This window comes from Bradyrhizobium sp. McL0616 (genome assembly GCF_049993385.1).
Lineage (GTDB): Bacteria > Pseudomonadota > Alphaproteobacteria > Rhizobiales > Xanthobacteraceae > Bradyrhizobium.
This window is the reverse complement of the sequence record NZ_CP188255.1, coordinates 7,640,472-7,664,161: the sequence shown is the minus strand read 5'-3', so window position 1 is coordinate 7,664,161 and position 23,690 is coordinate 7,640,472. Positions and strand designations below refer to the sequence as shown.

The window sequence follows — 23,690 nt, the reverse complement described above, 5'->3', positions numbered from 1 at the left end:
GACAGTGCTGGACTGCACCCTTAAGTGAGACGCGATTTTACGGGGCAGAAGCGGACATCAGCGCGGCCGACGGCCTCCGCTGACTCCATCGAAAATGACCCCTATCGGAAGTCGGTGGGCCCAATTTGACCGTCCGCCGTTGGCAGGTATCGCAGCCATTCGCCTGATCGGATGCCTCGGGATTACGGTGAAAGTGCACTAAACCCTCGATCCTGCAAGGCACGCGCTACCCGCAACGCGTATCGAGGTCAATTTTGTGCACTGTCACCGTAACTCTGGGAGCCCTATGGAAGCCTCTGGCTCGTTCGGCCTCCGTGGCCGAAGGGGCTGCCCTTGGTCTCTACTGGGCGCTGCGTGTCTTCCGTTGTCTGGTATTGCCAGGCGATGAGTAGCCTAACCAGATCCGACGCCTCGCACCCGTGCGTATCAGGTAGCCAATCGTTTCGACCTCCAGTCAGGCCAGCGTTGAGCTTGTCCCAAAAACTGAAGTATGGCTTCACCGTGCGAAACACGACGTGCTCGGCCCCTTTGCTGGAATAGACAGCGATATCGTTGACCTGCTCCCAGCTCTCAATGGAAATCAATGCGAATGAAAAAACTTGCGCTGGCTTTTACTGTTTTGGCTCTTCCTGCAATCGCTTGGGCCGAGGAAGCCGACGAGAAACTGGCGCCGACCATCTCGTGCGATCAATTCCGAGAGAGGCTTAGGGATGCTCTTTTGGGAAACCGAGAAGGCATCGCGCTAGTCGATCTTTTTACAGGGCCGAAAAAGGAGAAATTCGAGGTGTCAGGCATACAGGCGGCCATCACGTGCAGCCGAGTAGGAATGTTCGAGGGATTTGGAGCATCTCTGCTCGAGACCGACGACGGGAGTGCTCGACGTTACGCGCGATTTTCAGCTGCAGCCGTGAGAGCGACAGAGCCAAGCTTCGATCACGCTGCCGCGCTCACGTTTGTCGTGAGCCTTGCCAAAACAGCTCTGCAGGAGGCCCGCCGAAACGAAAGGAGGTCTGGGTGGTTGACAGGTAATGCCGAAGAGAACCTAGGGTCCTACGTAGTTGACTATACGATGCACAATGCGTTGGTAAGCACCCAGATTGACCTCCGGTACAAACAAGAGCACCTTGAGTAATTTCCTTCTAGGTTGGAATTGCGGTGACAGTGCAGTCCAGCACTGTCACCGCAATCCTGTTCGATTCGACACCCGATGAGCTATCTCATCAACGTCGCTCTCGTCGCCCGTAAGCGACAGCCCAATGTAGGTTTCAGCCTCCACTTCAATTGTCCTTCCTTGCAGTTCGAACTTTACTGTCTCCAATTCCTGAGAACCAACTACAGACCAGTCTGCATCAAGCACTTTCGCGCCTATGTCGCGCAGAACCTCAACCAAAATGCGTCGAAGACGCTGATCGAACTCTGGGCCCAATATTTTTGTCTTCGTCATAGACGATCCCTTAGAATCCCAAGTCCTTCCCGCCAGTTCTGCTTGATGACTCAATTATTTCCTCCCACGACTTGCCTGCGTTACGCAACCATTCAATTGTTGGTCCGAGCTTGTCGCCTTACTTGCTGAGATTCCTTTCATAGATCTTGGAGTTACGGTGACAGTGCACAAACTCCACGACATCAGCGACATCAATTTAGTGCACTGGACTGCACCGTCACCGTAACTCAACGCTCTTGGCTTGGCCTGGTTCGGCTTACGGGGCAGAAGCGGACATCAGCGCGGCCGACGGCCTCCGCTGACTCCATCGAAAATGACCCCTATCGGAAGTCGGTGGGCCCAATTTGGCCGTCCGCCGTTGGCAGGTATCGCAGCCATTCGCCTGATCGGATGCCTCGCGGGTCAATGCCTCGGTGCGAGGCGACGTAGTCGATCTCGCCGCGCGTGGTGCCGATATCCATCAGCTCCCCGTCACTTAATTCGGACAAGGTGGCGCGCAATTTTTGGCGTTCGCGGCGCTGCAGAAAGGCATCCCAACATTTCCAGATGAAGCTCGGTAGATGCCGGGTCGATACGGATGTCCGTTCCAGCCATGTTGTGCCCTGCGTCGTGCTCATTGCGGTGTCTCCTGGGACGGTGTTTTTCCACCGGCACCAGGGTGCCGCGAGATCGGCGGGCACGCTTGACCGGCAGCTTACATTTTCCTCACCGGCAGCTTATTCTTGCGACTACCAGCGAGGCCAAAGGGCTGCTCGGTTATCGGGGGCCCTTATCCAGGGAGATTCGCATCTTGCGCTGTCTCTTCGAGGAGTACGTATTCGACACTGACCGGCGCGAGCTGCATCGCGGGGCGGACGTCGTCTCCGTCGCGCCGCAGGTGTTCAATCTGCTCGATTACCTGATCCGCAACAGGGAGCGCGTCGTCAGTAAAGACGACCTCATTAATGCGGTTTGGGATGGGCGCAGCGTTTCGGATGCAGCGCTGACGACCCGGCTGAATGTCGCCCGAAGCGCAATCGGCGATTCCGGGGAGGAACAGCGCCTGATCAAGACGTTACCGCGCAAGGGATTCCGTTTCGTTGGACAGGTGCGGGAGGCGCGAGAAGTTGCGGACCCGAATCCGCGCGATGCGCCCGAGAGCGCTCCTGCGCCCCCCGACAAGCCTTCCATCGCCGTGCTGCCGTTCGAGAACATGAGCGGCGATCCCGAGCAGGAGTATTTTGCGGACGGGATGGCTGACGAAATCATCACCGCGCTCTCGCGGTTCAAATCGCTGTTCGTAATCGCTCGCAATTCGAGCTTCACTTTCAAGGGCAAGGCCGTCGATATCAAGGAGGTCGGGCGCAGGCTTGGCGTGCGCTATGTCCTTGAGGGGGCCGTGCGCAAGGCGGCAGGGAAGGTGCGCATCACAGGGCAGTTGACTGATGCGGTGACGGGCGCGAACATCTGGGCGGACAGGTTCGAGCGTGACCTGACAGACGTTTTTGCTCTCCAGGACGAAGTCACGGTCGCCGTTGTCTCGACCATTCGGCCAAAACTGGTTCAAGCAGAAATTGAGATGGCGGTGCGACGGCGACCCGAGAACCTCACCGCATACGATTTTTTTCTACAAGCCACACAGCAGTTCAGTTTGATGACCCGCGAAGGGTTGGCCGAGGCGCTCCGATTGCTTCACCGCGCCTTGGAGCTTGACCCGAGGGCCGATTATGCCGCTGCTCTGGCAGGTGTCAGTCACATCCAAAACGTCGTTCAGGGCTATGCGATCGATCCTCAATTCGAGCGCAAGGAAGCAATTCGGCTTTCTCGCTTGGCCTTGAGCTTCGACGACAGTAATCCATTCACGCTAGCGATCGCGGCCGTTATCTCGGCAATGGTCGGAGATTGTGAAAGTGCGATTGAAATCGCAGACCGGGCGGTCGCGATCAACCCAAATTCATTTGATGCATGGAACGGCAGAGGATGGGTCTACATAATTGCGGGGCTGCCGGAGGAAGCAGTCTCGAGTTTTGAACGAGCCATTCGTATGAGCCCGGTAAACCCGACGCTATACCTGACGATTACTGGGATGGGGATGGCCTTTGTTGGGCTGCGTCGCTTTGACGAGGCCATCGTCGCCGCGAAGAAAGCCCAACGTCAGAACCCCTCCAATTCGCAGGCTTACCACTGCCTCGCGTCCGCCTTCGCCCATCTCGGACGTGACGCCGAGGCGCGTGATGCGGCGGCGCGGCTGCTTGAGGTCGATCCCGCCTTTACAATATCTGCGTTGATCGCCCGGGGCGGACAATCAAACTCGAGGCTGTTGATCGAGGGTCTTCGGAAGGCGGGGTTGCCAGAATGAACCGTGAGCACGCGCTGGCGCCGCCGCGTGAGCTTGATCGCTAACAGCGTAAGGCGGACGTAGCCTTGGTCGCGTCACGCTAACGGGTTTATGGGTAGACAGCCTATCTCACCCCCGCCACGATCATCACCACCACTGGCAACGTCACCGCCCCCAGCAGCGTGCCCAGCGCGACCGCGCCCGACACCGGGCTCACCAGCCGCTGATACTGAACCGCAAAAATATATGCGTTGGCGCCGGTCGGCATCGCGGCGAACAGCACGATGACGCCGGCCGCGGTCGGCGGCAGGTTCAACAGTTTTGCCAGCACGAACGCCACCGCCGGCATCGCCAGCAGCTTGAGTGCGCTCATGACGACGACACTCAACAGCTCGCCCTTCACCTCGAAACGAAACAGATTGATGCCGAGCGCGATCAGCGCCGCGGGCGATCCTGCCTGCGCCAGCAACTCGACCGTCCTGTCGACGACGGGATTGAGGCCGAAGCCTGTGAAGCGCCAGACGACGCCGAAGCCGATCGCCAGCATCAGCGGGTTGCGCGCGAGATCCGCGAGCACGGGCCGGATCACCGACAGCGGCGAGCCGGTCCGCTTGCGATCGACCAATTCCATTTGCAGGATGCCGCAGAGCCAGAGCAGCGGCGTGTTCACCGACAGGATCAACGCCATCGGCCCTGCGGCCTCGTTGCCCAGCGCCGAGAGCGTGAGGGGAATGCCGAGCATCACGATGTTGCCGTAGACCGAGCCGATCGCGAACACGACGCCGTCCTCGCGGTCCTCGCGCCGCGCGCGCAGCAGGGCCGAGATCGCCAGCGCTGCGATCCAGATGATGGCGAGCGCGCCGTAATAGGCGCCCCACATCCTCCAGGGGCTGACATCGGGGAATTCCGACACCACGATGGTGCGGAACAGCAAAGCGGGGATCGCGATGCTGAAGGCGAATTCGGAGATGCCCTTGTGCGCGCTCTCGGAGACGAAGCGAAACAGCACCGCCGCATAGCCGGCCGCGATCAGGGCAAACACCGGCGCGACGATCAACACGGTGGCCATGCGGTCCTCCCCTCACGGGGATATGGGCTGACCACCCCACGCGTTTTCGATGCTGGCATCATGCCCCTGTTTTGCCCGACGAGTCAAAGGGGCTTCGTAAAATCCGCAGAGGCTGCCTGGGCTTGGCTACTGTGCATGGGGTTGTTTTCGCGGTTTTTATCGCGGGGCGCCTTTGCCGCGGGGTAGGTGCGCTCCCTCTCCCGCTTGCGGGGGAGGGCAGGGGTGGGGGTATCGCCGCAAGCGAGGACCCCGACGCGGAGAGAGTCCCCACCCGCGGCTTCGGCGCGACCTCCCCTGCAAGCGGGAGAGGTGAACGGACCCGCAGCACCGTCCCCCAGTCTATCGGCGTCCGCCCTGTTGCCGAGACCGCACAGCTCCCGGTTTTCGCCTCCGTCCTCGTTGCCAACCAACCGGCGTTCACCCACACTCCGCGCTGACTCGACATTTGGGGGGATCGATGCCGGAATTTCGCTTGAGGAAGGCCGTTCTTGCTGCCGTCTCGGGGCTTGCCCTGGCCGTGCTGATCCAGCCAGGCAGCAGCTTTGCCTACACGCCTGAGCAGCAGCAGGCCTGCTCGCCGGATGCGATGCGGCTGTGCGGCGAGTTCGTGCCGAACGTGGACGCCATCACCGCCTGCATGATCCAGAAGAAGGCGCAGCTCTCGCCGCAGTGCCGGCCGTTCTTCCGCCAGGGACCGGAGCCAAGCGAGGTTCGCGCCGGCCGGCCGGCCAACATCAAGCCGCATACGGCGAAGAAGAGCACCAAGCCGAAGGCGACCAAGAAGAAAAAGTCCGAGGACAGCTAAGCGCTGCCGCGCGCTCCTGTTTCGAAACTCCGTCATGCCCGGGGCTGGCACTTGCGTTTCCGGTGTCGCCGTGTTTTGCGGCCCCCTCGCGTCAAAATGACAGAGGGCATCAGCCACGCGACAGCCTCCGGACTCCTTTTGTTCGCGTGCTCGCGCGGACGCCTGCGACAATCACCGGCGCATCCGATGGAAACGAACAGGGTGAGGCTTTGCGCGGCGAGGTTGTGGTCGGCCTTTGCCCTTGAAACTGCCGGGAAAACGCACGACTGAGCCTGTGCAAGGCGCTTCATGACGGTTTGTGTCCGCCGTCGCCCGAGGCAGTGTGACTCAAAAGCCAACACGCCTTGTTATTTTGTGGCGGCGACGCAACTCCTGATAAATTTTTCTTTCACGAATCAGCGCGGTGATTCATTTTCGTAGCCTGGGGTCAATCTGGAGGCCAGAGGTATGAACGTTATTGTTTTTGCATCGCGTAAAGGCGGCTCGGGCAAGAGTACCCTGGCCGCACATCTCGCCGCGCAGATCAAGGGGTCCAAGCCCATTCTGCTCGTCGACGCCGATCCGCAGGGGTCGCTCACGCTGTGGCACAAGCTGCGTGGCACCAACGAGCCGCCGATCAAGTCGGCGGTGAACTCCGTCAGTGGCATCGTCTCCGCTGCCAAGCGTGACGGATATGAATGGGTGTTGATCGACACGCCGCCGAACCTGTCGGCCGTCGTCGACGACGCGATCCGCAACGCCACGATGGTGGTCATTCCGGCGCGGCCCGGCGTGTTCGACGTCAACGCTGTGCAGGAAACCATTCAGATGTGCCGCGCGGCGCGCAAGCCTTACGCGGTCGTGCTCAACGGTGCTCCGGCCCGCCGCGACGAGGCCGAAAGCCCGATCGTCACGATCGCCCGCGAGGCGCTGGCCAAATTCCGTGCTCCGGTGTGGGGCGGCCAGATCACCAACCGTTCGGATTTGCTGATGGCGTTGAGCCACGGCGAAGGCGCGCGGGAATATCAGGCCGAGAGCCGTGCCGCTCAGGAAATTGCAAGGCTGTGGGCAGCGATCGAGCGTTCAGTGAAAGCTATTCGCGGCACGGCGTCGGCATCCGGCGCAATGCACAAGCAGGCTGCATAATTCCATCAACCATTCCCCGGACGAAAACGCGCGGAAGTCCGCGCGTTTTGCGTTTGTGGAGATGTCGATGAGAACTACGCCACCATCAGCATGTAGAACACGATGACCGGCGACAGTGTCAGGATCACCGACCAGATGCCGACGGCCCAGAGGATGTCTCCGGTGGTGAAGCTCTGCTGTCCGGCGTCGTAATGCGACGCCGCATCATTCTGATTATTCAAGATCGCCCCCGCGATTTCTTCGCTTATGGGGGTGAACGATGCGCGAGACGTTTTAAATTCCGGGTCGCAACTCTGGTCGCATTTTGAACGTGGCTTCTACCGCGGATTAACTATTCCCGCGGTCTCTCGTCAGCCTGCGAGCCAGACCCGAAACAGCAGCACCGGCATCAGGCCGAGCATCACGGCCCAGAAGCCGAACGACGACACCACCAGAATTCCCTGCAAAAGATCGGCGGATGCGAAGATTTCCGCGGCCGTCGGACGGATGCGATTCCCCATGGTCATTCCCCCTGTGTGAAGTCTTTGCAGCGGGACGATAGGCGCCATTGCGTAAACGAGGCGTGGACGCGCCATGCCGCGCCTGCGAACGCCGTTCGCCCGCGGTTAACCATGGCACCGCTCTCTCACACCCTCTCCCCGTTCTTACGGGGAGAGGCGAAGGACGGGCAGCTAAACCCATCCACTATGCTTGCGCCTGATCTCGTCGATCTGCTCCCACGCCGATGTCACGAAGTCCTCGGTCAGCCCGATGTCGCGGCGCAGCCAGGCGGACACCGGATATGCCGCGACTGGTCCATACTCAGGTCTGCATGAAAGGCGTCGCCAGATCGCCGTCAGGGCGTCGAGCCACCAACGATTCGCCATTGGCCGATTTTTCTAACCTCCGCTCGATCTCGCGATCGAGTTGGGCTGCGAGTTCGCTGCTCACTTCCACCATCGGCAGGCGCACTTCGGGGCTGTCGATCAGGCCGCATCGCCACAGCCAGTACTTCGCTGGCGCGGGACTCGGCTCGGCGAACAGCAGCCGCGTCAGCTCGGCGACCTCCTGCCAGCGCGCCTGCGCCGCATCATGGTTGCCGCGCTTCAGTTCAGTGTAGATGGCGGCGAAGGTTGCAGTCTCGATATGCGCCGACAGCACGATGCCGCCGTCGGCGCCGTCGATGAGCGCCTCGAGATAATTGGCGTCCTCTCCGGTGAGCATGCGAAAGCCCTTCGGCCGATCGCGCAGCAATGCGCTCGACTGCTCGCGGCTTGCGCCGCAATCCTTCAAGCCCACGATGTTGGGATGCTCGGCCAGCCGGAGCATGGTCTGGTTGGTGATGTTGACCGCGCAGCGATAGGGAATGTTGTAGAGCGCCAGCGGCCAGGCGGCGTGATCGGCGAGCGCTTCGAAATGCGCGAGCAGCCCGCGCTGCGAGGGGCGAATGTAGTAGGGGCTCGCAACGAGATAGCCATCGATCGGCCAGTCCGCGGTCTCGTCGAGGCGTTCCTTCAGCCGCGAGGTGTCGGCGCCGGAGAGGCCGAGACAGATCGGCACAGTGCGGCAGCCGGCCGCCATCTCGTCGCGCACGATGGCGACGAGGCGTTCGAGCTCGGCATCCCGCAGCGTCATCCCTTCGCCGGAGGTCGCCCCCAGGATGAAGCCGTCGACGGCCTGCGCCGAGTAGTGCCGCGTCAGTCGCCGCAGCGACGTCTCATCGAGACGGCCGTCGCGAAATGGTGTCACCAGCGGCAGCCACAGTCCGTGCAAATGTGTACGTAGGTCGGTCATGGTCCATCTCCTTCTCGGGAAAAAACCTGAGACGGAGGGCACATGAAAAAACCCCGTCCAGGCGGCGGGGTTTTCGGGATTTGCTGCGATGACGAAGCGTGTTTAGCGCGCGCAAAATTCCGAGGTCCCCGAATGGGGGCCTTTTTTCGAAACGATTGCGCACGACTTCGTGATCATTGGCGAATGATGCTGGGGATACCTAAAACTGTCAATGCACGCGGAAGGTGAATACCGAATTGCGCGAAAAAAAGCCGGGCTCAAGAGAGCCCGGCTTAAAGTATTGGCCACGTGAGGCCGACACAATCACCTTCCAAGAGGGATTACTGAACTCCCGCGCCACTGGAGGAGGGGGACAAATGCGCAACGCGAAGGCTCAGCGTCCAAGCAGTATGAGCTTGCCAAGTGTCATGCAGCAACCGTCGAGGTCGCATGTCAGACATGCGGAAATCAGGACGGCCAGCGCTGCGCTTTGCTGACCACGAAGTCGCGGAACACCTGCACGCGCGCGACCGTCTTCAACTCTTCCGGATAGACGAAATACGTATCGAGCTGAATCGAATCCGATTCTCCGAACAGTTGCACCAAGCGGCTCTGTTCTTCGATCAGATAGTCCGGCAGCGCTGCGATGCCGAGGCCCTGCTGACAGGCACGCACGAGACCGAGGATGTTGTTCACCCTGAAATAAGCCTCGCGCGGACCCGAGCCGTTGCGACCGGCTTCGACCAGCCAATTGCGGTTCTGAAGATGCGGCGCGAAGGTGCCGTCGGAGAGCGTGATGATGCGGTGCGCGTCGAGCTCTTCCAGCGTGCGCGGCGTGCCGAAGCGCTTGATGTAGTCCGGCGAGCAATAGGCGTGGAAGCCCATCGCGAAAAGCTTGCGCTGAATGAGATCCGGCTGCGTCGGCTTGCGGGTGCGGATCGCAACGTCGGCCTCGCGCATCGACAGATCCAGCTCCTCGTCGGTGACGATCAGAGAGATCCGGATCTCCGGATAGAGCGCGGTGAATTCGCCGAGCCGCGGGATCAGCCAGTTGATGCCGACGCCGGGCGTCGTGGTGATCTTGAGATCGCCGCTCGGCCGCTCGCGGCTGTCGGTAAGTTTGGCGCGCGCCGCCTGCAGCTGCATGAACACGTCATGTGCGGTGCGGAACAGGAGGTCGCCCTGCTCGGTGAGGATCAGGCCGCGGGCATGGCGGTGGAACAGCGAGACCGAGAGCTCCTGCTCCAGTGCCGAGACCTGGCGTGACACTGCCGATTGCGACAGGCCGAGCTGCTCGCCCGCATGCGTGAAGCTGCCCGCTTCCGCCGCCGCGTGAAACACCTTCAGCTTGTCCCAGTCCATATCCGTAAATCCGTCGCGTGTTCGAGGCATGATCGTTATTCCGCTGCCGCGCGCTCGCTGGCGCGCAGGGCCAAGAAACGTTCGGCCTCGAGAGCTGCCATGCAGCCGAGGCCGGCGGCCGTCACGGCCTGGCGATAAGTTTCATCGGCGACGTCGCCGGCGGCGAACAGGCCGGGCACCGAGGTCGCGGTCGAGTTGGGGGCGACCTCGACATAGCCCGACGGTTTAAGCTTGACCTGGTCCTTCACGAGCTCGGTCGCGGGCGCATGGCCGATGGCGATGAAGACGCCGTCGGCCTTCACCTCGGTCAGTGTCCCCGACTTGACGTTCTTGAGGCGGACATGGGTGACCTTGCCCGGATTGGCCTCGCCGCAGATCTCGTCGATGGCGCTCTCCCAGACCACCTTGATCTTGGGATGCTTGAACAGGCGGTCCTGGAGAATGCGCTCGGCGCGGAAATGGTCGCGGCGGTGAACCACGGTGACCGTTGATGCGAAATTGGTCAGGAACAGCGCTTCCTCGACCGCGGTGTTGCCGCCGCCGACCACGATCACTTCCTTGCCGCGGTAGAAGAAGCCGTCGCAGGTGGCGCAGGCCGAGACGCCAAAACCCTTGAAGTTCTCTTCCGAGGAGATGCCGAGCCAGCGCGCCTGGGCGCCGGTGGCGAGGATGACGGTTTCGGCGAGATAGACGTCGCCGCTGTCGCAAGTGAGGCGAAACGGCCGCTGCGAGGTGTCGAGCTTGACCACCAGATCGGTCTTGATCTGGGTGCCGACGTGCAGCGCCTGCTTCTCCATCTGTTCCATCAGCCAAGGGCCCTGGATCACGTCGGCGAAGCCCGGATAGTTCTCGACGTCGGCGGTGATGGTGAGCTGGCCGCCCGGCTGGATGCCCTGGATCAGGATCGGCTCGAGCATCGCGCGCGCGGCGTAGATCGCCGCCGTGTAGCCCGCGGGGCCAGAGCCAATGATGACGACCTTTGCATGGACAGGGGCGGACATATTCACGGACGCCTTTCACCGGGGGATTGCAGCGCGGGCGCGGAACGTGCCGGGAGGCCTCGCGGAGGCGCTGAAATATCAGAGCTAATCTAAGCCTTCTGATGAGCTATGCAAGAATTGCATTCCCTGTCGGCGGATTTTTCCAACAAGGAACAAAAGTCGATTGCGCTGCACGCGCAATAAAATTGCTCATTTGGCTCGGACTGGGCTATGAGGATTGCGACTGACCCATCCGATACCGCCGTAAGGCCAGGAGTTCCAATCACGTGTCGCGGAACCTAGACGAGATTGACCTCAAGATTCTGACCGAGATCCAGGCCGACGGTCGAATCACCAATGTCGAGCTCGCCAAACGCGTCGGAATCTCCCCGCCGCCATGCCTGCGCCGCGTCCGGGCGCTGGAGGAGGAGGGCTATATCAACGGCTATCGTGGCCTCCTGGATGCCCGAAAGCTCGGTTTCGACGTCACGGTGTTCGCCGCGGTGCACCTCTCCAGCCAGGCCGAGGCGGATTTGCGCGCCTTCGAGGAGTTCGTCCGCGCCGAGCCGCTGGTCCGGGAATGCTGGATGCTGTCAGGCGAGGTCGACTTCATCCTGAAATGCGTCGCGCCCGACATGGCGACGTTCCAGGATTTCGTCACGCACCTGACCGCAGCTCCCCATGTGCGCAACGTGCGGACCTCGCTGGTGTTGCATAACTCGAAATACGAAGCCGCCGTGCCGCTGGACGTGAAGGGGCGAAGGTAGCTAGGGCGCCCTCTCTCCCTCTCCCGCAAGCGGGGCTAGGTGAAGATTACCCGCGCACCAGCGTCGGCCGCCGCAGCGCGTCCAGGCTGACCGGTCCGCCGCCCGCCGACGCAAGATAAAGACAGGCAAAGCAGAGCACGATCGCCAGCGCGCCGTCATTGACGACCGGGAAGAAGCTGTGCGGCAGATGCTCGATGAAATAGGCAAAGGCCATCTCGCCGGCGAGGATGAAGGCGACGAATCGTGTCAGCAAGCCCAGCATCAAGAGGCCGCCGAACACGAACTCGATCATGCCGGCGACACCCCAGAGCGACAGCGGCGTGACGTCGGCGAACATCTCGACGGGTGGAAACTTGAACAGCTTTGCCACGCCGTAGTGAAAGAAGAGAAGTCCGGTGACGAAGCGGAACAGGCTGAGCAGATAGGGCTGGCTTTGCGCGGCGATACGATCGATGTCCATCGTGTCCTCCCTGAGGCCTGGCGTACGGCGACGCCAGCATGGCGGAGGCGCGAAGTCTTCACAATCGAGCGCAGAAACGAGCAGACATAAAAAAGGCCGCGCGGGGCGCGGCCTTTTCAAGACGTTAGCGCGGGTGACGGCAAATGGTTACCGCCACTCCACCTTGGTGATCTCATACGCCTTGGCGCCGCCGGGCGCCACGACCTCGACGGTTGAACCCTTTTTCTTGCCGATCAGCGCGCGCGCCAGCGGCGAGGTGATGGAGATGCGGCCCTTCTTGGCGTCGGCCTCGACCTCGCCGACGATCTGCCACACCGCCTTCTTCTCGGTGTCCTCGTCGACCAGCGTCACGGTGGCGCCGAACTTGATGGTGTCGCCGGAGAGCTTGGAAATGTCGATGATGTCGGCGCGCGCGAGCTTGTCCTCGAGCTCGGCGATGCGGCCCTCATTGTGGGATTGCTCTTCCTTCGCGGCATGATATTCCGCGTTCTCCGACAGGTCGCCGTGCGAGCGTGCCTCCGCAATGTGCTCGATGATGCGCGGACGGTCCTGGGACTGGCGCTTCTTCAATTCTTCCCCGAGCGAGGCAAACCCGCCCGCTGTCATCGGAACCTTTTCCATCTTCTCTCTCGTCCTTCGATCGTGCGCCCCAAGAACACGAAGGGGCGCCCAACCTTGATTCGTCGGTCTTTCCGGAGCCCGATACAGGGGCCGCCGGACGTTCAAAGATATGGGCTTAGCGCCGGGACAGAACAACCATATGGCCGGACAGTTCCTCCGGTCATTGTGGCTTCACTGCCAATCACTTAGCGGAAGCGCCGCCGCCGCTGGCGATCAGGTTTCCGAAAAGTAGCTCTGCAGGGTCCGAACCTCAAGGTCCCCGCCCAGATAGGCGCGGATGCCCTGCGCGGCCGCCACGGCCCCGGAAAGAGTGGTGTAATACGGCACTTTATGCAAGAGGGCCGCGCGCCGCAGCGAGCGGCTGTCGGCAAGCGCCTGCGGGCCTTCGGTAGTGTTGAAGACGAGCTGGACGTCGCCATTGGTGATGGCGTCGACGATATGCGGCCGTCCCTCCAGCACCTTGTTCACCTTCTCGGTCGGGATGCCCTCATCGGTCAGGAAGCGCGCCGTGCCCGACGTCGCCAGCACCTTGAAGCCGAGCGAGTGCAACTCGCGAACAGCCTCGGTGATGCGCGTCTTGTCGCTCTCGCGCACCGAGACGAACACCGTGCCCTTGCGCGGAACCCGGGTGCCGCCGCCGAGCTGGCTCTTGGCAAACGCTACCGCGAAGGAGCGGTCGATGCCCATGACCTCGCCGGTCGAGCGCATCTCCGGACCCAGCACCGTGTCGACGCCGGGGAAGCGGGCGAAAGGAAACACCGATTCCTTCACGCCGACATGCTTGAAGTCGGCTTTCTTCAGCTTGAAGTCGGCAAGCTTCTCGCCGGCCATGATGCGCGCAGCAATCTTGGCGACCGGCGTGCCGACCACCTTGGCGACGAACGGTACCGTGCGCGAGGCGCGCGGGTTGACTTCGAGCACGTAGATATCGCCGTCCTTGATCGCATACTGCACGTTCATCAGGCCGACGACGTCGAGGCCGAGCGCGAGCTCTCGGGTCTGCCGCTCCAGCTCCCCGATCATCTTGGCATCGAGCGAGTGCGGCGGCAGCGAGCAGGCGGAATCGCCGGAATGGATGCCGGCTTCCTCGATGTGCTCCATGATGCCGACGATGAAGGTATCCTTGCCGTCGCAGAGGCAGTCGACGTCGATCTCGGTGGCATCGGACAAATAGCGGTCGAACAGCAGCGGGTTCTTGCCAAGCACGGTGTTGATCTGCCCGGTCTTGTCGTTCGGGTAGCGCGCCTTGACGTCGGCTGGCACCAGCTCCGGCAGGGTGCCGAGCAGATAGTCGCTGAGCTGGTTCTCCTCCCGGATGATCTGCATCGCGCGGCCGCCGAGCACGTAGGACGGGCGCACCACCAGCGGCAGGCCAAGGTCGGTCGCGACCAGGCGGGCCTGCTCGACGGAATAGGCGATGCCGTTCTTCGGTTGTTTGAGGCGGAGCTTGTCGAGCACGCGCTTGAAGCGATCGCGGTCCTCGGCGAGGTCGATCGCGTCGGGCGAGGTGCCGAGGATCGGTACTTCGGCGGCTTCCAGCGCACGCGCGAGCTTCAGCGGGGTCTGGCCGCCGAACTGCACGATCACGCCGTGCAGCGTGCCGTTGGTGCGCTCCTTGGCGATGATCTCCAGCACGTCCTCGGCGGTGAGCGGCTCGAAATAAAGCCGATCGGCGGTGTCGTAGTCGGTCGACACCGTTTCCGGGTTGCAGTTGACCATGATGGATTCGTAGCCGGCGTCATGCAGCGCGAAGCAGGCGTGACAGCAGCAATAGTCGAACTCGATGCCCTGGCCGATACGGTTGGGGCCGCCGCCGAGGATGATGACCTTCTTCTTGTCCGACGGCGCGCTCTCGTCCGCCGGCACGCCCGCGAACGGCGCCTCATAGGTCGAATACATGTAGGCGGTCGGCGAGGCGAATTCGGCCGCGCAGGTGTCGATGCGCTTGTAGACCGGGCGGACGTCGAGCGCGTGGCGCTTCGCGGTCACCTCGGCTTCAGTCGTTGCCACAAGTACCGCAAGCCGCGCGTCCGAGAAGCCCATGGCCTTCAGCGTGCGCATGCCGAAGGCGTTGCCCGGCAGGCCGTTCTTGCGGACCTTCTCTTCCAGATCGACGATGCCGCGCATCTCGCCCAGGAACCACGGATCGATCTTGCAGGAGTTGAAGATCTCCTCGTTCGTCCAGCCGAGCCGCATGGCCTGGGCGACCTGAAGGATGCGGTTCGGCGTCGGCGTGCCGAGCGCGGCACGGATCGCGTTCTTGTCGTCGTGCTGGCCCAGCCCCTCGATCTCGATCTCGTCGAGCCCGGTCAGGCCGGTCTCTAGCCCGCGCAGCGCCTTCTGCAGGCTCTCCTGGAAGGTACGGCCGATCGCCATGACCTCGCCGACCGACTTCATCGACGTCGTCAGCGTGGTCGATGCGCCCGGGAATTTCTCGAAGGCGAAGCGCGGAATCTTGGTGACGACGTAGTCGATGGACGGCTCGAACGAGGCCGGCGTCGCGCCGCCGGTGATGTCGTTGGCGATTTCGTCCAGCGTGTAGCCGACAGCGAGCTTGGCCGCGACCTTGGCGATCGGGAAGCCGGTGGCCTTCGAGGCCAGCGCGGACGAACGCGATACGCGCGGATTCATTTCGATGACGACCATGCGGCCGTCTTCCGGATTGACGCCGAACTGCACGTTGGAGCCGCCGGTCTCGACGCCGATCTCGCGCAGCACCGCCAGCGAGGCGTCGCGCATGATCTGGTATTCCTTGTCGGTCAGCGTCAGCGCCGGCGCCACCGTGATGGAATCGCCGGTATGCACGCCCATCGGATCGAGGTTCTCGATCGAGCAGACGATGATGCAATTGTCCTTCTTGTCGCGCACCACCTCCATCTCGAACTCTTTCCAGCCGAGTACGGATTCTTCGATCAGCACTTCGTTGGTGGGCGAGGCGTCGAGGCCGCGCTCGATGATGTCGAGGAACTCTTCCTTGTTGTAGGCGATGCCGCCGCCGGTGCCGCCCATCGTGAAGGAGGGACGGATGATCGCGGGCAGGCCGATCTCGGACAGCGCCATCAGCGCCTGGCCGAGCGCATATTCCTGGTAGCGCTTGCGGCGATCGCTTTCGCCGAGCGTCCACTGCCGCTCGTGTTCCTCAAGGGCAGCACCCGACAGCTTTTCGCGTTCGGCGCGGTGCTTGTCGCGGAACGACTTCTTCAACTCGGACGCGTTGGCGAGCCGCGACTTCGGCGTCTCAAGCCCGATCTTGGTCATGGCCTCGCGGAAAAGCTGGCGGTCCTCGGCCTTGTCGATCGCATCCGCGGTGGCGCCGATCATCTCGACGTCGAATTTTTCCAGCGTGCCTTGCCGGCGCAGCGACAGCGCGCAGTTCAGTGCGGTCTGGCCGCCCATGGTCGGCAACAGCGCGAAGCCGCCGGGAATAACGTAACGTTCCTTCTCGATGATCTTGGCGACGATCTCGGGCGTGATCGGCTCGATATAGGTCGCATCAGCCAATTCCGGGTCGGTCATGATGGTGGCCGGATTGGAATTGACGAGGACGATGCGATAGCCCTCTTCCTTCAGCGTCTTCACCGCTTGCGTGCCCGAATAATCGAACTCGCAGGCCTGGCCGATCACAATGGGGCCGGCGCCGATGATCAGGATGGTGGTGATGTCTGTACGTTTGGGCATCAACTCTCGCCGAAGTGGAATTTGGGCACAAAAAAAGGGCGCGCTGGTCGCGCGTCCCCTGAGCCGAGAGCGCGGTGGTCTCCCTCGCGCGCGGGTGGGTCTTAGACCAGTTTCCGGGGCGGCGAAACCCCGAAAAACGCCAATCAACCGGCAATTTTGACGGCTTTTGGCTGGGCCTGCCAGCCGCGGGCGAGATGCACCAGAAGGGCTGCTGAAACGCTCAATCCGCCGACCCAGCCGAGATCGGCCGGGCTCCACGCCGCAAGCACCGCGCCGCCCAAGGCGCCCCCGATCGCAAAGCCGAGATACATGGCGGAGGCGTTGAGGGAGAGCGCGACCATCGAGGCCTTCGGGTCGATCCGGATGATGCTGGCGACCTGGGCCGGATAGAACGCCCAGCCCGAAATGCCCTGGAGGAAGATCGGGCCCAGGATTGCATAATGCGCCTGGTCGGGCAGGAATTTCAGCACCAGCGAATGCAGGAAGAGCGCGCTGGCCATGCCGGTCAGGCCGAGCGCCGCCGTGACGATAGTGCCCAGCCGGTCGGCCAGAAGGCCGCCGAGCATGTTCCCGATCGCGGCGGCCGCACCGAAAACCAGCAGCGCGAGGCTGATATGCGAGGCGTCGAAGCCGAGACCGCGCAGCGGGACGGCAAAATAGGTGAACATGGTGAAGCCGCCGAGCGCCCATAAGATCGTGATGAGGAGCACGATCAGGACATTGCCGTGACGCGCCACGGCCAGCCGTTCGGCGAGCGAGGCTGTGCTTTTGGGCAGACCTCGCGGGAGCCCAAATAGCAGGCCAGCCAGCGCGATCGTACCGAGCAGTGCGACCATGGCGAAGGTCGCGCGCCAGCCGAACAGGCTGCCGATCCAATTGCCGAGGGGAACACCGATGACGGTTGCGATCGTAAGGCCGGAGGTGACCAGCGCCACGGCACGGCCGCGCCGTTCAGGGGAGGAGACGGCAACGGAGACACCGAGCGCTGTCGGCATGCACAGGCCAGCGCCGAGTGCCATCAGCATCCGCGACGCCATCAGCAGTGCAAACCCGGACGCGACCACCGCCAGCAGGTTGCCGGCGATGAAGGTCGACAACGCGAGCGTCAGCACGGTGCGACGGTCGATATTGTTGAGGGTCACCGCGAGGATCGGCGAACCCACGGCATAGGTGAGCGCGTAGACGCTGACCAGCTGCCCGGCAGCCGGCACCGAAATCTGCAGGTCGGCCGCGATCGTCGGCAACAGGCCCGCAATGACGAAGGCTTCCGTCCCGATCGCAAACGCCGCCACCGCCAGCCAGAACACGCTCATGACCTGCCCATTCCTATGTTCAATGATGGTTGAACTATTGAGCAACAGGCTTCCAATGTCAATTGGTTCAAGAACTATTGAACATTTGGGCCACGTTGCTATAGTTGCACCATGAGCCGCACGCCTCTCCACCCCACCCGCGAGCAGATCGAGCTGCCGATGGTCCTGGATTGCCTGAGCGATCCGATCCGGCTGGCGATCGTCTATCAGCTCGCCCAGCAGGAACGTGTCAGCAGCGAGCTGCGCTGCGGCGATTTCAACGGGCTCAGCGGCAAATCCAACCTCGCCTATCACTTCGCCAAGCTGCGCGAATGCGGATTGATGCTGACGCGCGTGGCGGGCACCAACCGCTTCATGCGGCTCCGCCGCGAGGATCTGGACGCGCGCTTCCCCGGCCTGCTCGATGCCGTGCTCACCTCCGCCGCCAAGGATGCGGGCCGGCTTCAGTTGCTGTCAGAGTGCGAAGTGGTCGAGGCGGATTGAGCGCGCGCGTCGATCGGGGATTTGCCCGACGCGTCAATGCCTTCGCAAAATCCAGCGGGCATCATGCCGGCAATCAGCGGCTACTGTGCATGGGGTTGTTTTCGAGATTTTTGCTTGGCTGCGCCACGCGTAGCCCCGCAGGGGCGAAGCGTGGAGACCCGGCCTGGATTTGAACCAGGATGAAGAGCAATGCACCGCTCTCGCGTAGACGCTTCCGCCACCGGGCCGCAGCAATCATTGCCGATCGGAGTGCGACAAGCCACCTCAGCCAATTGTTAAGCTTAACGGACCAGCGGTGTCCGGCCGATGAAGGTCATACGCCAGCGGTTGTGGCCGATATTGGTGTCGGCACGTTGGGCCGCGAAGCCGGCCGCCTTCAGCTTGGCGGCGATCTCGTCCTCGCTGTAGCGCTGCAGCCCGATGCGCGAGCGCAGATGACGGTAATCCGACAGCGCAGTGCTGATCAGCCCGACCAGGGCGTCTTTCAGGAAGCCATGGCGGAGGCCGAAGCTGAGCAGCGCCGTCACGTCCCGGCCCATGCCCACATGTGGCTGGAGGATGTCGCCGAGCACCAGTCTGCCGGACGGCCTCAGGATGCGCCGGATGTTGAGGAGCGCGCCATCGAGTTCGGCCGATGTCATATATTGCGCGACCGAGTTCATCACCACGAGGTCGATCGACTGCTCCTGCATTTTCCGCACGTCGTCGAGCGAGCGGACGCGGATCTTGGTGTTGGGGGCAAACCGCGCGATCAGCCGGCCGCGTACGCCAGGCGCCGGCTCGGCCAGGATCAGCTTGCCGCAGGCCGATGCAACCTGGCTCGCCGACAGCGCCTCGCCGCAGGCATAGTCCAGCACGGTCGCCTCGGGCGAGGTGATGTAGCCGATGATGTCCCGCGCGATGATCTGGAAGTGCAAATCGCGATGCAGCTTGCTGACATAGATCGTGTGCGTCGAGTCGTAATAATCGATCCAATCGTCCATGTTATCCGAGGGCCCCGGCCAAACGGTTCCTGCTCTGGAACCGGCGCTGCCCGCCTGCGTTAGGGGTGCGACGGCGCGCCGTCAATGTCCGCGTCCTAACAGGAAGGTTTCCCGTGAGCAAAGCCCCCAACAAGGTCTCGCCCGACCTCGATACACCCACCGATCTGCCCGCGGCGGCGGTCAAAAAGGTCTCGGAGGCACTCAACGTGCTTCTGGCCGATGCGTTCGCGCTCTATCTGAAGACCAAGAATTTCCACTGGCATGTCAGCGGCCGGCATTTCCGCGACTACCACCTGCTGCTCGACGAGCAATCCGACCAGATCTTCGCCACCACCGACCAGCTTGCCGAGCGCGTTCGCAAGATCGGCGGCGCCACGCTGAAGTCGATCGGCCAGGTCGCAAAACTCCAGACCATCAAGGACAACAACGAGGACTACGTCCCGCCGCGCGAGATGCTGCGCGAGCTGATGCAGGACAACAAGCACGTGGCGAGCGCAATGCGCAAGGCACACGAGGTCTGTGATGACGCCGGCGACGTCGCCAGCGCCAGCATTCTCGAAAACTTCATCGACGAAACCGAGCGCCGCACCTGGTTCCTGTTCGAAGCCACCCGCCAGGAAGGCGGCAACGAGGCTTAGGGCTCATTGCTGTAGGGTGGGCACGCTTCGCTTTGCCCACCCTACGGCATCGAGCTTTTGGCTATAGCCACAATCGCATCAGCGCCCCATCCTGGCCCGTCACCGGATCGGCCGGTGGCAGCTTCACGGCCGGGATCGTCTTCAGAGCCTTGGCGTGATTCTCCGGCGTCGGCCGCGTGATCTCCATCTTCGCGCCGGGCGGATAGGCGCCGATCACGCAGAAATCATCGCTCGCCTTGATGCATTGATGCCCGGTGCCGGCGGGCAGGATCGCGACGTCGCCTGCCTTGATCTCCAGCACCTCGCCGCGATCACCGCCGAAGCGAACCCGCGCACTGCCGCGTGCGACACCAAGCACCTCATGCACGGTCGCATGATAGTGCAGATAGTCGTAGACGCCGTTGCGCCACATCCCGCCCCATCCGTTGGCGCTGAACAGGTGCTCGATGGTCTCTTCAGGATGTTTCGGATCGAGCTTCACCGCTCCCTGGTAGACCAGGAAGGGAAGGACGTTGTTTGGCACGAGCCCGTCGTCTTCGAACACGATAGCAAGCGGCTCGGCATTGTCGGGGACAACGGACATGGCGGGACTCCTGCATGAGCGTAGCAGGGATCAAACGGGGGGCGTGAGACGACGTTCCCTTGACGAAAAAGCCCGGGGCGGGCCCGGGCTTTTGTCACGAAAGTAATTTGCGCGAACGAGCGCGACTTAAGCGCTCTTCTTCTGCCGCATCAGATCGGCAAAGCGCTGAAACAGATAGTGCGAATCGCGCGGTCCCGGGGAAGCCTCGGGATGATACTGCACCGAGAACACCGGCCTGCCGTCGAGCTGGATGCCGCAATTGGAGCCGTCGAACAGCGAGATGTGGGTCTGCGTCGCGCCCTTCGGCAGCGTGTTCTCATCCACGGCAAAGCCGTGGTTCATCGAGGTGATCTCGACCTTGCCGGTGGTCTCGTCCTTCACGGGATGATTGGCGCCGTGATGGCCCTGATGCATCTTCTTGGTCTTGGCGCCGACGGCGAGGCCGAGCATCTGATGGCCGAGGCAAATCCCGAATGTCGGCGTGCCCGACTTGATCACATCTTGGATCACCGGCACGGCATATTTGCCGGTCGCGGCCGGATCGCCCGGACCGTTCGACAGGAACACGCCGTCGGGCTTCATCGCCAGAATGTCTTCGGATGAGGTTGTCGCGGGCACCACCGTCACCTTGCAGCCGACGCCGGCGAGCAGGCGCAGGATGTTGCGCTTGATGCCGTAGTCGATGGCGACGACGTTGAACTCGGGATTGTCCTGCCGGCCAAAGCCCTTTTCCCACAGCCAGGGCGTCTCGTCCCAGGTGAAGCGCTGGCCGGAGGTGACCATCGGCACGAGGTCCATGCCCTCGAGGCCCGGCCACTCGCGCGCTTCTTCCTTGAGGCCATGCAGGTCGAATTCGCCGTCCTTGGCGTGCGCGATCACGGCGTTGGGCATGCCCTTCGAGCGGATCAGCGCGGTCAGCGCCCTTGTGTCGATGCCGGAGAGGCCGATGATGCCGCGCGCCTTGAGCCAGGCGTCGAGATGCTTGGTCGCGCGGTAGTTCGAGGGATCGGTGATGGCGGTGCGCAGGATCACGCCGCGCGCGCCGGGCGTCGCGGCCATGTTCACCGTCTCGATGTCTTCCTCGTTGGTACCGACATTGCCGATATGCGGGAAGGTGAAGGTGATCAGCTGGCCGGCATAGGAGGGATCGGTGAGGATCTCCTCATAACCGGTCATCGCGGTGTTGAAGCAGACTTCACCGACGGCATGGCCTTCGGCGCCGAGACCAAAGCCTTCGAGCACCGTGCCATCGGCGAGCACGAGGAGCGCGGTCGGTTTGTGGTCCGGCCAGGCGGGATCGTTGTCATGTTGTGTCATGAGCCCGGTTCATAGTCCCGGCGGGCGCCGCCGTCAAAGCGGGAAAGGGTGGATTCACATGCGTTTTTGCATATTTGACAGGTCGCCTCAGGCACTTAAGCTGGAACAGGTAATTTTTGCGCAGTTTCGGCGGCCGGATCGGAAACAATGAACCGGAGCGCGACGGGGCCGGTATGGCCTCTTTGCCGCAAACGGCTTAGATCAGGCGCAATGGATTGAGAGGGGCACGATCATGTTGCGCGACGACATCAATAATGCGGTCAAGGAAGCCATGAAGGCCAAGGAGGAGCGCAAGCTCTCCACGCTGCGCATGGTCAACTCGACCATCAAGAACGCCGACATCGAGGCGCGCGGCAACGGCAAGCCGCCGCTGTCGGATGCCGACCTGCTGGCCGTGCTCCAGAAGATGATCAAGCAGCGCCAGGAGTCCGTCGAGCTCTACGACAAGGGCGGCCGCGCCGAGCTCGCTGCGCAAGAGCGCGAGGAGATAGCGGTGATCTCGGCCTATCTGCCGAAGCAGATGTCGGACGACGACGTAAAGAAGGCGATCTCGGAGATTATCGCCGAGACGGGCGCCGCCGGCATGAAGGACATGGGCAAGGTGATCGCGGCCTTGAAGGCGAAGTACGCCGGGCAGATGGATTTCGGCAAGGCCAGCGGCCTGGTGAAGGCCGCGCTGACGGGTTGATCCGTCTTTCCGGGGCGGCGCGAAGCGCCGAACTACGATGCGCAATTGCGCATCTGAGAATCCATCGTGCCGCCGACTCTCTTGCGAAATGGATTCCGGGCCCGCGCCAAGAGGCCGGCCCCGGAATGGCAAGAAGAAACCGGGGAGGCAACCGATGACCGCCATCAAACCGTTTCGCATCGCTGTCAGCGACGACATCCTCACAGAACTCAAATCGCGCCTCGCCCGCACGCGCTGGCCGGAGGCGGAGCTGGTCGATGACTGGAGCCAGGGCGCGCCGCTGAAATGGATCCAGGAGATCTGCGGCTACTGGGCTGATGGCTACGACTGGCGCGTGCGCGAGGCAAAACTCAATCGCTTCGCGCAGTTCACCACCGAGATCGACGGGCTCGACATCCATTTCCTCCATGTCCGTTCGAAAGAACCGTCCGCGCTGCCGCTGATCATCACCCACGGCTGGCCCGGCTCGGTCGTGGAATTCCAGAAAGTGATCGCGCCGCTGGTCGATCCCGCCGCCCATGGCGGCAATGCCGCGGACGCCTTTCACGTGATCTGCCCCTCGCTGCCGGGCTTTGGCTTCTCCGCCAAACCCAAGACCACCGGCTGGGGCGTCGACCGCATCGCTGCGACCTGGGCGAGGCTGATGGACCGGCTGGGCTACGCGCGTTACGGCGCGCAAGGCGGCGATTGGGGCTCGGCGGTGACGACCTCGCTTGGCATGCAGGATCCCGAGCATTGCGCCGGCATCCACATCACGCTTGCCTTCAACGCGGCGCCGAAGGTCGAGGGCGAGCCGACGTCGGAAGAGAAGCGCGCACTCGCGGGCCTCAAGCACTATGTCGATCTCGACTCCGGCTATTCAAAGCAGCAATCGACGCGGCCGCAGACGCTCGGCTACGCGTTGACGGATTCGCCAAGCGGGCAGGCGGCCTGGATCCTGGAAAAGTTCTGGGCCTGGACCGATTGCAACGGCCATCCCGAGAACATCTTCACCAAGGACGAACTGCTCGACAATGTCATGCTCTATTGGGCGACGGAGACGGCGACGTCATCCGTGCGGCTCTATTGGGAGAGTTTTGGCAGGCGCCGGACGACGCCGCTGGTGAAGGTGCCGACCGGCGTCGCCGTGTTCCCCAAGGAGATCATCACACCGGTGCGACGCTGGATGGAGCCAAACTTCCCCAACATCACGCATTGGAGCGAGATGGAGAAGGGCGGCCATTTCGCCGCATTCGAGCAGCCGGAGCTGTATGTCGGCGAGGTCAGGACATTCTTCCGGACGCTGCGATAGCAGTTCTGCGTCAT

Annotated in this window: 24 protein-coding genes and 1 tRNA gene; 9 read left to right on the top strand and 16 right to left on the bottom strand. The window is 62.5% G+C overall.

The features are described 5' to 3' along the window. Nucleotides 1-589: 589 nt before the first annotated feature. Complete coding sequence (locus ACPPVR_RS36930) at nt 590-1,132, top strand: hypothetical protein (protein ID WP_426611409.1); 543 nt, start codon at nt 590-592, stop codon at nt 1,130-1,132. Nucleotides 1,133-1,177: 45 nt separating this feature from the next. Here ACPPVR_RS36930 and ACPPVR_RS36925 read toward each other — a convergent pair whose 3' ends face one another. Beyond that, nucleotides 1,178-1,444, bottom strand: a complete 267-nt coding sequence (locus ACPPVR_RS36925) for a hypothetical protein (RefSeq protein WP_426611408.1) — start codon at nt 1,442-1,444, stop codon at nt 1,178-1,180. Nucleotides 1,445-1,764: 320 nt separating this feature from the next. Next, entirely contained in the window at nt 1,765-2,061 is a 297-nt protein-coding gene (locus ACPPVR_RS36920) for a DUF1127 domain-containing protein (protein WP_426611407.1), read from the bottom strand. 173 nt (nt 2,062-2,234) lie between these two features. On the opposite strand from ACPPVR_RS36920, the gene ACPPVR_RS36915 reads away from it, so the two are divergent. Next, a complete protein-coding gene (locus tag ACPPVR_RS36915) occupies nt 2,235-3,782 on the top strand; it encodes a winged helix-turn-helix domain-containing tetratricopeptide repeat protein (protein WP_426611406.1) in 1,548 nt (515 codons plus the stop codon). Nucleotides 3,783-3,885: 103 nt separating this feature from the next. Here the strand turns inward: ACPPVR_RS36915 and ACPPVR_RS36910 are convergent, their stop codons facing one another. Then, on the bottom strand, nt 3,886-4,830 hold the full coding sequence (locus tag ACPPVR_RS36910) for an AEC family transporter (RefSeq protein ID WP_426611405.1): 945 nt from the start codon (nt 4,828-4,830) through the stop codon (nt 3,886-3,888). Between the two features lie 457 nt (nt 4,831-5,287). Here ACPPVR_RS36910 and ACPPVR_RS36905 point away from each other — a divergent pair, with 457 nt between their 5' ends. Further along, nucleotides 5,288-5,635 (top strand): hypothetical protein, encoded by a 348-nt coding sequence (locus tag ACPPVR_RS36905; protein WP_426611404.1) that lies wholly within the window; start codon nt 5,288-5,290, stop codon nt 5,633-5,635. Between the two features lie 447 nt (nt 5,636-6,082). Further along, on the top strand, nt 6,083-6,760 hold the full coding sequence (locus ACPPVR_RS36900; protein ID WP_426611403.1) for an AAA family ATPase: 678 nt from the start codon (nt 6,083-6,085) through the stop codon (nt 6,758-6,760). Between the two features lie 74 nt (nt 6,761-6,834). Here ACPPVR_RS36900 and ACPPVR_RS36895 read toward each other — a convergent pair whose 3' ends face one another. The 5 genes from ACPPVR_RS36895 to trxB all read right to left on the bottom strand — a co-directional run bounded on the left by ACPPVR_RS36895 (nt 6,835) and on the right by trxB (nt 10,875). Then, complete coding sequence (locus ACPPVR_RS36895) at nt 6,835-6,981, bottom strand: hypothetical protein (protein ID WP_426611402.1); 147 nt, start codon at nt 6,979-6,981, stop codon at nt 6,835-6,837. A 129-nt stretch (nt 6,982-7,110) separates the two neighbouring features. Then, a complete protein-coding gene (locus tag ACPPVR_RS36890) occupies nt 7,111-7,260 on the bottom strand; it encodes a hypothetical protein (RefSeq protein ID WP_426611401.1) in 150 nt (49 codons plus the stop codon). A 301-nt stretch (nt 7,261-7,561) separates the two neighbouring features. Continuing rightward, the gene (locus ACPPVR_RS36885; protein WP_426611400.1) at nt 7,562-8,533 is read right to left on the bottom strand and encodes a 4-hydroxy-tetrahydrodipicolinate synthase family protein; all 972 of its coding nucleotides are present in this window, start codon (nt 8,531-8,533) and stop codon (nt 7,562-7,564) included. Nucleotides 8,534-8,980: 447 nt separating this feature from the next. Then, on the bottom strand, nt 8,981-9,904 hold the full coding sequence (locus ACPPVR_RS36880; protein ID WP_045003643.1) for a LysR family transcriptional regulator: 924 nt from the start codon (nt 9,902-9,904) through the stop codon (nt 8,981-8,983). Between the two features lie 5 nt (nt 9,905-9,909). Further along, complete coding sequence (trxB, locus tag ACPPVR_RS36875; protein ID WP_426611399.1) at nt 9,910-10,875, bottom strand: thioredoxin-disulfide reductase; 966 nt, start codon at nt 10,873-10,875, stop codon at nt 9,910-9,912. A gap of 266 nt (nt 10,876-11,141) precedes the next feature. Here trxB and ACPPVR_RS36870 point away from each other — a divergent pair, with 266 nt between their 5' ends. Beyond that, entirely contained in the window at nt 11,142-11,621 is a 480-nt protein-coding gene (locus ACPPVR_RS36870) for an Lrp/AsnC family transcriptional regulator (protein WP_426611398.1), read from the top strand. Nucleotides 11,622-11,667: 46 nt separating this feature from the next. Here ACPPVR_RS36870 and ACPPVR_RS36865 read toward each other — a convergent pair whose 3' ends face one another. The 4 genes from ACPPVR_RS36865 to ACPPVR_RS36850 all read right to left on the bottom strand — a co-directional run bounded on the left by ACPPVR_RS36865 (nt 11,668) and on the right by ACPPVR_RS36850 (nt 17,693). Beyond that, complete coding sequence (locus ACPPVR_RS36865; protein WP_426611397.1) at nt 11,668-12,081, bottom strand: DoxX family protein; 414 nt, start codon at nt 12,079-12,081, stop codon at nt 11,668-11,670. Nucleotides 12,082-12,228: 147 nt separating this feature from the next. Beyond that, the gene (greA, locus tag ACPPVR_RS36860; protein ID WP_426611396.1) at nt 12,229-12,702 is read right to left on the bottom strand and encodes a transcription elongation factor GreA; all 474 of its coding nucleotides are present in this window, start codon (nt 12,700-12,702) and stop codon (nt 12,229-12,231) included. A 213-nt stretch (nt 12,703-12,915) separates the two neighbouring features. Beyond that, nucleotides 12,916-16,380 (bottom strand): carbamoyl-phosphate synthase large subunit, encoded by a 3,465-nt coding sequence (carB, locus tag ACPPVR_RS36855; RefSeq protein ID WP_426611395.1) that lies wholly within the window; start codon nt 16,378-16,380, stop codon nt 12,916-12,918. 143 nt (nt 16,381-16,523) lie between these two features. After that, nucleotides 16,524-17,693: an MFS transporter gene (locus tag ACPPVR_RS36850; protein WP_426611394.1), complete on the bottom strand. Its 1,170-nt coding sequence runs from the start codon at nt 17,691-17,693 to the stop codon at nt 16,524-16,526. A gap of 111 nt (nt 17,694-17,804) precedes the next feature. On the opposite strand from ACPPVR_RS36850, the gene ACPPVR_RS36845 reads away from it, so the two are divergent. Continuing rightward, nucleotides 17,805-18,176, top strand: a complete 372-nt coding sequence (locus tag ACPPVR_RS36845) for an ArsR/SmtB family transcription factor (RefSeq protein ID WP_426611393.1) — start codon at nt 17,805-17,807, stop codon at nt 18,174-18,176. 151 nt (nt 18,177-18,327) lie between these two features. Here ACPPVR_RS36845 and ACPPVR_RS36840 read toward each other — a convergent pair. Together ACPPVR_RS36840 and ACPPVR_RS36835 are read right to left on the bottom strand one after the other, a co-directional pair. Then, nucleotides 18,328-18,403 (bottom strand) — tRNA-His (locus tag ACPPVR_RS36840). A 54-nt stretch (nt 18,404-18,457) separates the two neighbouring features. After that, nucleotides 18,458-19,159 carry a class I SAM-dependent methyltransferase gene (locus tag ACPPVR_RS36835; RefSeq protein WP_426611392.1) on the bottom strand — a complete coding sequence of 234 codons (702 nt, stop codon included), beginning with the start codon at nt 19,157-19,159 and terminating at the stop codon, nt 18,458-18,460. 113 nt (nt 19,160-19,272) lie between these two features. Here ACPPVR_RS36835 and ACPPVR_RS36830 point away from each other — a divergent pair, with 113 nt between their 5' ends. Beyond that, complete coding sequence (locus ACPPVR_RS36830; RefSeq protein WP_426611391.1) at nt 19,273-19,797, top strand: Dps family protein; 525 nt, start codon at nt 19,273-19,275, stop codon at nt 19,795-19,797. 61 nt (nt 19,798-19,858) lie between these two features. Here ACPPVR_RS36830 and ACPPVR_RS36825 read toward each other — a convergent pair whose 3' ends face one another. Further along, complete coding sequence (locus ACPPVR_RS36825) at nt 19,859-20,380, bottom strand: hypothetical protein (RefSeq protein WP_426611390.1); 522 nt, start codon at nt 20,378-20,380, stop codon at nt 19,859-19,861. Nucleotides 20,381-20,506: 126 nt separating this feature from the next. Further along, the gene (gene carA / locus ACPPVR_RS36820) at nt 20,507-21,697 is read right to left on the bottom strand and encodes a glutamine-hydrolyzing carbamoyl-phosphate synthase small subunit (RefSeq protein ID WP_426611389.1); all 1,191 of its coding nucleotides are present in this window, start codon (nt 21,695-21,697) and stop codon (nt 20,507-20,509) included. A gap of 232 nt (nt 21,698-21,929) precedes the next feature. On the opposite strand from carA, the gene ACPPVR_RS36815 reads away from it, so the two are divergent. Continuing rightward, nucleotides 21,930-22,385, top strand: coding sequence for a GatB/YqeY domain-containing protein (locus tag ACPPVR_RS36815; RefSeq protein WP_426611388.1), 456 nt, complete (start codon nt 21,930-21,932; stop codon nt 22,383-22,385). 154 nt (nt 22,386-22,539) lie between these two features. After that, nucleotides 22,540-23,676 (top strand): epoxide hydrolase family protein, encoded by a 1,137-nt coding sequence (locus ACPPVR_RS36810; protein ID WP_426611387.1) that lies wholly within the window; start codon nt 22,540-22,542, stop codon nt 23,674-23,676. Nucleotides 23,677-23,690 lie beyond the last annotated feature (14 nt).

Coding starts and splice junctions, on each gene's coding strand:
- ACPPVR_RS36930 (WP_426611409.1), top strand. CDS start 590: ATGAAAAAACTTGCGCTGGCTTTTACTGTTTTGGCTCTTCCTGCAATC.
- ACPPVR_RS36925 (WP_426611408.1), bottom strand. CDS start 1,444: ATGACGAAGACAAAAATATTGGGCCCAGAGTTCGATCAGCGTCTTCGA.
- ACPPVR_RS36920 (WP_426611407.1), bottom strand. CDS start 2,061: ATGAGCACGACGCAGGGCACAACATGGCTGGAACGGACATCCGTATCG.
- ACPPVR_RS36910 (WP_426611405.1), bottom strand. CDS start 4,830: ATGGCCACCGTGTTGATCGTCGCGCCGGTGTTTGCCCTGATCGCGGCC.
- ACPPVR_RS36905 (WP_426611404.1), top strand. CDS start 5,288: ATGCCGGAATTTCGCTTGAGGAAGGCCGTTCTTGCTGCCGTCTCGGGG.
- ACPPVR_RS36900 (WP_426611403.1), top strand. CDS start 6,083: ATGAACGTTATTGTTTTTGCATCGCGTAAAGGCGGCTCGGGCAAGAGT.
- ACPPVR_RS36890 (WP_426611401.1), bottom strand. CDS start 7,260: ATGGGGAATCGCATCCGTCCGACGGCCGCGGAAATCTTCGCATCCGCC.
- ACPPVR_RS36885 (WP_426611400.1), bottom strand. CDS start 8,533: ATGACCGACCTACGTACACATTTGCACGGACTGTGGCTGCCGCTGGTG.
- ACPPVR_RS36880 (WP_045003643.1), bottom strand. CDS start 9,904: ATGCCTCGAACACGCGACGGATTTACGGATATGGACTGGGACAAGCTG.
- trxB (WP_426611399.1), bottom strand. CDS start 10,875: ATGTCCGCCCCTGTCCATGCAAAGGTCGTCATCATTGGCTCTGGCCCC.
- ACPPVR_RS36865 (WP_426611397.1), bottom strand. CDS start 12,081: ATGGACATCGATCGTATCGCCGCGCAAAGCCAGCCCTATCTGCTCAGC.
- greA (WP_426611396.1), bottom strand. CDS start 12,702: ATGGAAAAGGTTCCGATGACAGCGGGCGGGTTTGCCTCGCTCGGGGAA.
- carB (WP_426611395.1), bottom strand. CDS start 16,380: ATGCCCAAACGTACAGACATCACCACCATCCTGATCATCGGCGCCGGC.
- ACPPVR_RS36850 (WP_426611394.1), bottom strand. CDS start 17,693: ATGAGCGTGTTCTGGCTGGCGGTGGCGGCGTTTGCGATCGGGACGGAA.
- ACPPVR_RS36845 (WP_426611393.1), top strand. CDS start 17,805: ATGAGCCGCACGCCTCTCCACCCCACCCGCGAGCAGATCGAGCTGCCG.
- ACPPVR_RS36835 (WP_426611392.1), bottom strand. CDS start 19,159: ATGGACGATTGGATCGATTATTACGACTCGACGCACACGATCTATGTC.
- ACPPVR_RS36825 (WP_426611390.1), bottom strand. CDS start 20,380: ATGTCCGTTGTCCCCGACAATGCCGAGCCGCTTGCTATCGTGTTCGAA.
- carA (WP_426611389.1), bottom strand. CDS start 21,697: ATGACACAACATGACAACGATCCCGCCTGGCCGGACCACAAACCGACC.
- ACPPVR_RS36815 (WP_426611388.1), top strand. CDS start 21,930: ATGTTGCGCGACGACATCAATAATGCGGTCAAGGAAGCCATGAAGGCC.
- ACPPVR_RS36810 (WP_426611387.1), top strand. CDS start 22,540: ATGACCGCCATCAAACCGTTTCGCATCGCTGTCAGCGACGACATCCTC.